The organism is Aminobacter sp. P4_H6_2, from assembly GCF_056400805.1.
In genome coordinates, this window is the sequence record NZ_JBFUKO010000262.1 from 1 (window position 1) to 7,426 (window position 7,426).

8 protein-coding genes and 1 pseudogene are annotated in these 7,426 nt (G+C 63.3%); 4 read left to right on the forward strand and 5 right to left on the reverse strand.

The genetic code is table 11. The features are described 5' to 3' along the window. From AC1DUU_RS18255 to AC1DUU_RS18270, 4 genes and pseudogenes are all read left to right on the forward strand, one after another. Positions 1-177, forward strand: a pseudogene (locus tag AC1DUU_RS18255) (ABC transporter ATP-binding protein); the annotation flags it as partial. A 6-nt stretch (positions 178-183) separates the two neighbouring features. Continuing rightward, positions 184-1,062, forward strand: a complete 879-nt coding sequence (locus AC1DUU_RS18260) for an ABC transporter permease (protein WP_476784819.1) — start codon at positions 184-186, stop codon at positions 1,060-1,062. After that, entirely contained in the window at positions 1,059-2,192 is a 1,134-nt protein-coding gene (locus tag AC1DUU_RS18265) for an ABC transporter permease (RefSeq protein ID WP_476784820.1), read from the forward strand. The genes AC1DUU_RS18260 and AC1DUU_RS18265 overlap by 4 nt, the downstream gene beginning before the upstream one ends. A 51-nt stretch (positions 2,193-2,243) precedes the next feature. Next, positions 2,244-3,218: an ABC transporter substrate-binding protein gene (locus AC1DUU_RS18270; protein ID WP_476784821.1), complete on the forward strand. Its 975-nt coding sequence runs from the start codon at positions 2,244-2,246 to the stop codon at positions 3,216-3,218. On the opposite strand, the gene yddG is transcribed toward AC1DUU_RS18270, so the two are convergent. The 5 genes from yddG to AC1DUU_RS18295 form a co-directional block, all read right to left on the reverse strand. Beyond that, positions 3,189-4,175: an aromatic amino acid exporter YddG gene (yddG, locus tag AC1DUU_RS18275; RefSeq protein ID WP_476784822.1), complete on the reverse strand. Its 987-nt coding sequence runs from the start codon at positions 4,173-4,175 to the stop codon at positions 3,189-3,191. The genes AC1DUU_RS18270 and yddG overlap by 30 nt on opposite strands. A 207-nt stretch (positions 4,176-4,382) precedes the next feature. Then, positions 4,383-6,071: an ArnT family glycosyltransferase gene (locus AC1DUU_RS18280; protein ID WP_476784823.1), complete on the reverse strand. Its 1,689-nt coding sequence runs from the start codon at positions 6,069-6,071 to the stop codon at positions 4,383-4,385. A gap of 6 nt (positions 6,072-6,077) precedes the next feature. Then, positions 6,078-6,407: a lipid-A-disaccharide synthase N-terminal domain-containing protein gene (locus AC1DUU_RS18285; protein ID WP_476784824.1), complete on the reverse strand. Its 330-nt coding sequence runs from the start codon at positions 6,405-6,407 to the stop codon at positions 6,078-6,080. After that, positions 6,404-7,120: a glycosyltransferase family 2 protein gene (locus tag AC1DUU_RS18290; RefSeq protein ID WP_476784825.1), complete on the reverse strand. Its 717-nt coding sequence runs from the start codon at positions 7,118-7,120 to the stop codon at positions 6,404-6,406. Before AC1DUU_RS18290 ends, AC1DUU_RS18285 begins: the two co-directional genes overlap by 4 nt. A 105-nt stretch (positions 7,121-7,225) precedes the next feature. Then, positions 7,226-7,426: thiamine pyrophosphate-dependent enzyme (locus tag AC1DUU_RS18295; RefSeq protein WP_476784826.1), on the reverse strand; the 201-nt coding region annotated here is incomplete at its 5' end.

Here is a 7,426-nt window from a genome sequence, read left to right on the forward strand (position 1 = left end):
GTGTATCTGTCGACGCGCATTGTTGTCATGTCGCCCAGGCCCGGCCGGGTCACCGACGTCATCGAGTCGACGCTGCCCACGGAGCGACCGCTCGACATCCGCGAGAGCCCCGAATTCCTGGCGATCGCAGCGCGTGTCCGTGACGGGCTGCGCGCCGGCCATTCCTACGAGGATTGAGCCACGATGGATCGCTTCAGAGACCGGGTCGTGCCCGTCATCACCATCCTGCTGGTCATCGTCGCGGCGTGGTATGCATTCGCCGTCTACATGAACGCTCCGTTCCAGCGCGATCTCGACCGGCGGGCAGGGCTTACACCCGGCACCGTTGAATTCATCGGCAAGACGCTGTCGCAGCCGAAGCCGACCATGCCTGCGCCGCATCAGGTGGCGCAGAATTTCTTTGAAAACACCTTCATGAGGAAGGTCACCAGCGCGCGCAGCCTCGTCTACCATTCGTGGGTGACGCTGTCGTCGACACTGCTCGGCTTCACCTTCGGCACCGCCCTCGGCATCCTGATCGCTGTCGGCATCGTCCATGTGATCGCGCTCGACCGCTCCCTGATGCCGTGGATCATCGCCTCGCAGACGATCCCGATCCTTGCGGTAGCGCCAATGATCATCGTGGTGCTCGCGGCCGTCGGCATCACCGGCCTGATCCCCAAGGCGCTGATCTCGACATATCTGTCGTTTTTCCCGGTCGCCGTCGGCATGGTGAAAGGGCTGCGTTCGCCCGATCTCATGCATCTCGACCTGATGTACACCTACAATGCCAGCAAGTCGCAGACCTTCTGGAAGCTGCGCGTGCCGGCATCGGTGCCGTTCCTGTTTGCCTCGATGAAGGTGGCGGTCGCGGCAAGCCTTGTCGGCGCCATCGTCGGCGAGTTGCCGACGGGGGCTGTCGCCGGCATTGGCGCCAAGTTGCTTGCCGGCTCCTATTACAGCCAGACCATCGACATGTGGGCGGCACTCGTCGCCGGCTCGGTGGTGGCCGCGATGCTGGTTGTGCTGGTTGGATTTGTCGGCAAGCTTGTCGAACGCTCGATGGGAGGACGGCCGGCATGAGTTTCACCAAAGCGTCCTGGCAGGTCTTGCTGGCCCTCGTGCTGTGCGCTGTCGCCATGGCCACGATGCCGATGCTGTCGAGCGAAGCCGGAGCGCCGATGTCGAGAGGCGCAACGTCGCTTGTCATAGGTCTCATCGCGTTGCCTGCCGTGGCCTCCTTCGCCATGTTTTCGGGCATTGCCAGCGCTGCCGTGCTTTTTGTTGGAGCGCATGGGGCTGCCTGGCTGCTGATTGCTGCCATATCAGGCAATGAAGGCATGGCGCGGATGCCGTACTTCCTGCTGCTCGCCGCCGCCTGGCTGCTGGCCTGGCGCTGCGTTGCCGTTTTGTCGGCAATTCGTCCGGTATCGCAGCAAGCCAAGACAATGCTGCGCCTGCTGATCCCGGCGATCTTCGGGGCTTGGATCCTGATCCTGTGGGAAGCGGTGACGCGGGGGGCCGGGGTGCCGTTCATCCTGCTGCCGCCGCCGAGTGCGATTGCCGCGCGCATCGGCAATTCGCTGCCGATCCTTTTGGCCGATGTGCGCCAGACGATCTTCAAGGCGGTGCTGTTTGGCTATATCGTCGGCTGTGCCTCGGGTTTCGTGGTGGCGATCCTGGCCGACCGCGTGCCGTTCCTGCGCAAGGGCCTCTTGCCCATCGGCAACATGGTGTCGGCACTGCCGATCATCGGCGTGGCCCCGATCATGGTGATCTGGTTCGGTTTCGAGTGGCAGTCCAAGGCTGCCGTAGTCATCATCATGACCTTCTTCCCGATGCTGGTGAACACGGTCGCTGGCCTTGCGGCTTCGGGCCATATGGAGCGCGACCTGATGCGCACCTATGCGTCGAACTACTGGCAGACGCTGTTCAAGCTGCGGCTGCCGGCCGCCGCTCCCTTCATCTTCAACGCGTTGAAGATCAACTCCACGCTGGCGCTGATCGGCGCCATCGTCGCCGAATTCTTCGGCACGCCGATCGTCGGCATGGGCTTCCGCATCTCGACCGAGATCGGGCGCATGAATGTCGACATGGTCTGGGCGGAGATCGCTGTTGCGGCTCTGGCCGGTTCCGTCTTCTATGGTGTGGTCGCCTTCATCGAGAGGGTCACCACTTTCTGGCATCCGTCCGTCCGTGGTGGGCGGGCGTGACCTGAGCTCCTTGGGCGGGGCCGCGGTCCAACTTCAGAGGGAAAAAAGAAGATGAAAAGACTGATGGTATCGTTGATGGCGGGGGCGATGTCGCTGGCCACAGCGCAGGCAGCACTTGCCGCCGACAAGGTCGCTTTGCAGCTCAAATGGGTGACGCAGTCGCAGTTCGCCGGCTATTACGTGGCCAAGGAGAAGGGCTTCTATACGGACGAAGGCCTCGACGTCGAGATCAAGCCGGGCGGCCCCGACATCGCGCCGGAGCAGGTGATTGCCGGCGGTGGCGCCGACGTCATCGTCGACTGGATGGGCGGCGCGCTTGCAGCCCGCGAAAAGGGTGTCGGCCTGGTCAACATCGCCCAGCCCTACAAGAAGGCCGGCATGGAGCTTGTTTGCCCGAAGGACGGTCCGGTGAAGACCGAAGCCGACTTCAAGGGCAAGACGCTGGGCGTCTGGTTCTTCGGCAACGAATATCCGTTCTTCGCCTGGATGAACAAGCTCGGCCTGTCGACGGAGGGCGGGGCCGATGGCGTGACCGTGCTGAAGCAGAGCTTCGACGTGCAGCCGCTGATCCAGAAGCAGGCCGACTGMATCTCGGTCATGACCTACAACGAGTATTGGCAGCTGATCGACGCCGGCTTCAAGCCGGAAGAGCTGACGGTGTTCAACTACACCGCCATGGGCAACGACCTGCTCGAGGATGGTCTCTATGCGCTTGAAGACAAGCTCAAGGACCCGGCCTTCGAAGACAAGATGGTTCGCTTCGTGCGCGCCTCGATGAAGGGCTGGAAATATGCCGTCGACAATCCCGATGAGGCAGCCGGCATCGTCGTCGACAATGGCGGCCAGGACGAAAACCATCAGAAGCGCATGATGGGCGAAGTGGCCAAGCTGATCGACAATGCCGACGGCAAGCTGATCGAAGCGGCCTACAAGCGCACGGCCGAAGCGCTCCTGGCGCAAAAGATCATCACCAAGGAACCTACCGGCGCCTGGACGTCAACGATCACCGACAAGGCGATCAAGTAGGGTTTGCGATTCTGATTTCGGAAGAGGGGCGGGTAACCGCCCCTTTTTCTTTGGCCAGGGTGAGGCCGCCGCCGCTGCTTCCTTTGGCTGCTTGCCGAACAGCATGTCCTTGGCGGCGATGACGGCGCCGACCGTGATGAGGATGCAGGCCAGCGCCACCGACCAGTGAAACGCGCCAAACCCTGCGACCAGCAAGACAATCACCGAAAACAGCGGTGCTGCATATGACAATGCGCCAAGCACCATGATCTCGCCGTGCTTGCAGCCGTAATCCCAGGCGTAGAAGCCGGCACCGAGCGGGATTGCGCCCAAGATGGCGATTGCAGCCCACTGCGTGTTCGTTTCGGGCCAGACGGTGGTCTCGAGAGCCAGGTGGAGCGCAAATGCGACTGCCGCAGTGATGAGGCAGTAGCCGGCGACGACATCGGTGGGCACCCTGCCGAAGCGGCGGGAAAGCACGGAGTAGCCGGCCCAGACGAAGGCGCAGAATAGCGCAATGACGTGGCCAGGCTTCACCCCGTCGGCCAAGCCGACGCTGCCACCTTTGGTGATGGCGACAATGGCGCCGGCAAGCCCGAGGATCACGCCGGCAATGTGGTGCAGCCTGAGCTTTTCCCCGGGCAGGAAGGCGGCGAAGACGACGATCAACAGCGGCCACAGGTAGGCGATCAGACTGACCTCGATGGGCGAGGCCGACTGGATCGCGAAGAAATAGGCACAGTGATAGATGCAGAGGCCGGCGGTCCCCAACGCCCACACTTGCCATGGCTGCCGCAACGACCTGATCGCGCCCGGGCGAAAGATCCAGCTGGACACACCGACGAGGCCGCCTAGCGTGAAGGTCATTGCTGCCAGCTGAAACGGCGGGATTGGTCCCGCGGCGGTCGAAAGCAGGGCCAGAAACGACCATGTGAGGATGGCTGAAAAGCCGATGAGCGTTGCGGTCGTTCTGTTCATGCCAAGTCAATCATTCGCCTGATGCTGGAAGGTGGCATGGTGGAGGCTCTGCCGGCGGCCATATCCAGCCATGCATTGTCTGGAACGCGACCTGCCTTGTGAAGCGACAGCAGGCAGGGAATGGAGCGCCAAGCGCCCTCCCGCAAAACGAACCACGAGGGAGGTAAAGCGGAAGGTCAAAAGCGGGTGCGCGGGGGGCGCCCGCGCCTAGTGCCCGAGCGTGTAGAAGGTGAGCGTGCGCGGCTCGCCCTTGGAATAGTTCATGCCTTCGATGATGCCGCGCTGCCTGAGTGCGTCCACGCCACCTGGAATGGCGGCGAGGAAGGACTTGCTCTCGGCTTCTGCAATCAGTGCGATGGTACAGGCTGGATCGGCAGCGAGCGCATCGGCGGCCCCCTTGCCGTCGGTGAGCTGGGTTTGYGTGCCGGCGAGGAAGACCAGGCTCGGCTCGCCATAGCCGGCGGAGACCAGCTGCGAGGTCGGGCATGGCTTCAATTGTTCGAAGCGTTCGGCGATCTCGGGGCTGAGCCACAAGGGCTTGAGCGGCGGCAAAATCTTCCAGGTGAGGAGGCCGAAAACCGCCGCGGCGGCGGCTGCGGCAAAGGCTACGCGCCTGACCGGATCCATGCCGTCGGGCGCGCCAATGCCATATCTGGCTGATATCAGGACCAGCAACGCGGCGAGCATTCCCCACCAGGAGAAATAGCCGAGGAAATAGGGCGTGATGCCAAGCGCTATGGCGGCCAGGCCGATGCTGATGCCGAACATGCCGAAGGCGCAGGCACGGCGTATCCAGAACTGCCAGCGCGACAGCTCGATGCTGGCGGCCGACTTGTCGGTCAACACCCAGGCCATCAGCAAGATCATCGCCGGATACGCCGGCAAGGCATAATGCGGCAGCTTGGTCGGGATCAGCTCGATGGCGACCCAATAGGGCAGGTACCAGGCGAGACAAAACAGCAGGCGCGGATCCTGGCGGAAGCGATTGAGCGCCTTGAGTCCACCTTCGAGCGCCACCAGTGCGAAGGGCCACATGAACAGCGAATAGGTCAGGAAATAATAGCCGGGCGGGAAGCCGTGCGATTCCTGGCCGGAACCGACCTTGCTCAACAGGTCCTTGCCGACCGATTCCTGCCAAAAGGCGCTGCCGGTCTTGAGCGTGATCAGGATCAGCCAGGGCGCTGCGACCAGCAGTGTCAGCAGGAGGCCGCTGAGGGGCTTCAGCTTGCGCAGCCAGGAGCGGTCACGGTCGAAGATGGCAATGGCGGCGATCGTCAGCACGCTCATGAAAGGAATGACGGGGCCCTTGATCAGGATCGACAGACCCTGAGCCGCCCAGAACAGCCAATGGGCGCGGCCCTGCCGCTTGCCGGCCTTGTGGCCGAGATAGATTGCCGCCAACGCACCCTGGGCGAGTAAGGCAGTGGCGAGCAGCGTCGCATCGGTCTTGGCGATGCGCGCCTCGACACCCAGCATCAGGATGCCCATCAGGCCGAGTCCGGCGATGAGGCCTGCGGTTCGGCCGAACATGCGATCGCCGATGAAGGCAAGAGCCAGGACCGAGAAGGTGCCGGCGAGCACCGATATCAGCCGATAGACCCAGATGGGGGCTTCGCTGCCCTGGCCGCTCAACAGCACGGCGGTGGACTGCAGCCAGTAGATGCCGGCAGGCTTCTTGTAGCGTGGCACGTCCTGGAAGCGGATATCGACATAGTCGCCGCTCTCGACCATCTGCTTGGTCGCCTGGACAAAGCGCGACTCGTCGCGATCGGTTGGCGGCAAGGTGGATATGCCCGGCGCGAAGGCGAACAGGGCGAGCAGTGCCAAAAGCAGATATGTGAGCGGCGACAACGCCTTGGCGGGCGTTTCGGAGGTTTTGATTCCGGAAGTCGTCATGCGTGGTCAGTCCGTCTTGGACATGGCCAGACGCCGCTCATTGGCGATCAGCCAGAGATTGCGGATGTAGATGAACAGGCCGAGCCCCTGGCCGGCGATGAAGACCGGGTCCTGGCGCTGAATGGCGTAGATCAGCAGCAGCGTGCCGCCGCCGAGTGAGAAGAACCAGAAGGCGATCGGCACGACCGAACGCTTGGCGCGCTCGGAGGCGAGCCACTGGACGACGAAGCGCATGGTAAAGAAGCCCTGCGCGACGAAGCCGAGCAGGATCCAGCCGTCGAACTGCGCGACGAATACGTCGTGCAGCCAGGTGCCGAGTTCCGAGATGAGGTTCATTGGCCAAGCTCCGTGACCGTTGGCACAACCTTGCGGCGGCGGCGCAGCCACCACACGCCTGATAGATCGAGGATGCCGCGCAGACCGCGATCGAGGATGCCATAGTTGGATTTGCCGTGGCGCCGCGAGCGGTCGACAACATCGACATGGACGACGCCGCGGCCTTCGCGCAGCGAAAGGGCAGGCAGATAGCGATGCCAGCCGTCGAAGAATGGCAGCTGGCGGAACAGGTCGGTGTGCAGCGCCTTGAGGCCGCAGCCTGAGTCGCGGGTGCCGTCGCGCAGGATCATTTCGCGCAGGCCATTGGCGAAGCGCGAGGACAGCTGCTTGAGCTTGGTGTCGGTGCGCTTGAGGCGCTGGCCGGCGGCGATGCCGACAGAAGGACCGGCGGCGATCAGCGCGTCGGCGAGCTTGGGCAGATAGGCTGGATCGTTCTGGCCGTCGCCGTCCATGGTCACGACGATCTCGCCGTTGGCGGCGAAAACGCCGGAGCGGACAGCCGCGCTTTGGCCGGCCGAGCGGTCATGGCGGATGTGGCGCAGGCGACCTGCGGAGCGGGCGAGTTCGGCGAGCACGTCAGGCGTGCGGTCGGTCGAACCGTCGTCGACGACGATCACCTCGTAGTCGCGGCCGGCCATGGCGGCATGAACCTCACCGACCAGTATCGGCAGGTTCTCGGCTTCGTTCTTGCACGGAATGACGATTGAAATCATCAGCTTGCCTGGGGAAATGTTACGTCAGGATGGTGGAATGCGCGGCCTCAATAGCACCAAAGACGCGCATTTGCCACGACCCTTGCGCTTTCCCCAGAGCAAGGGTTAGCGCTTGTCCCTGATGTCGCTCAGCGTGCGCGTGGGCGTGATCGCTTCCGGGTCGAGCTTGATCTCGATGATCGTCGGCTTGCCGCTGGCGCGCGCGCGTTCGAAAGCGGGCGCGAACTCGTCGGTTTCGCGCACGGTCTCGCCATGGCCGCCATAGGCGCGGGCAAGGGCTGCGAAATCCGGGTTCTTGAGGTCGGT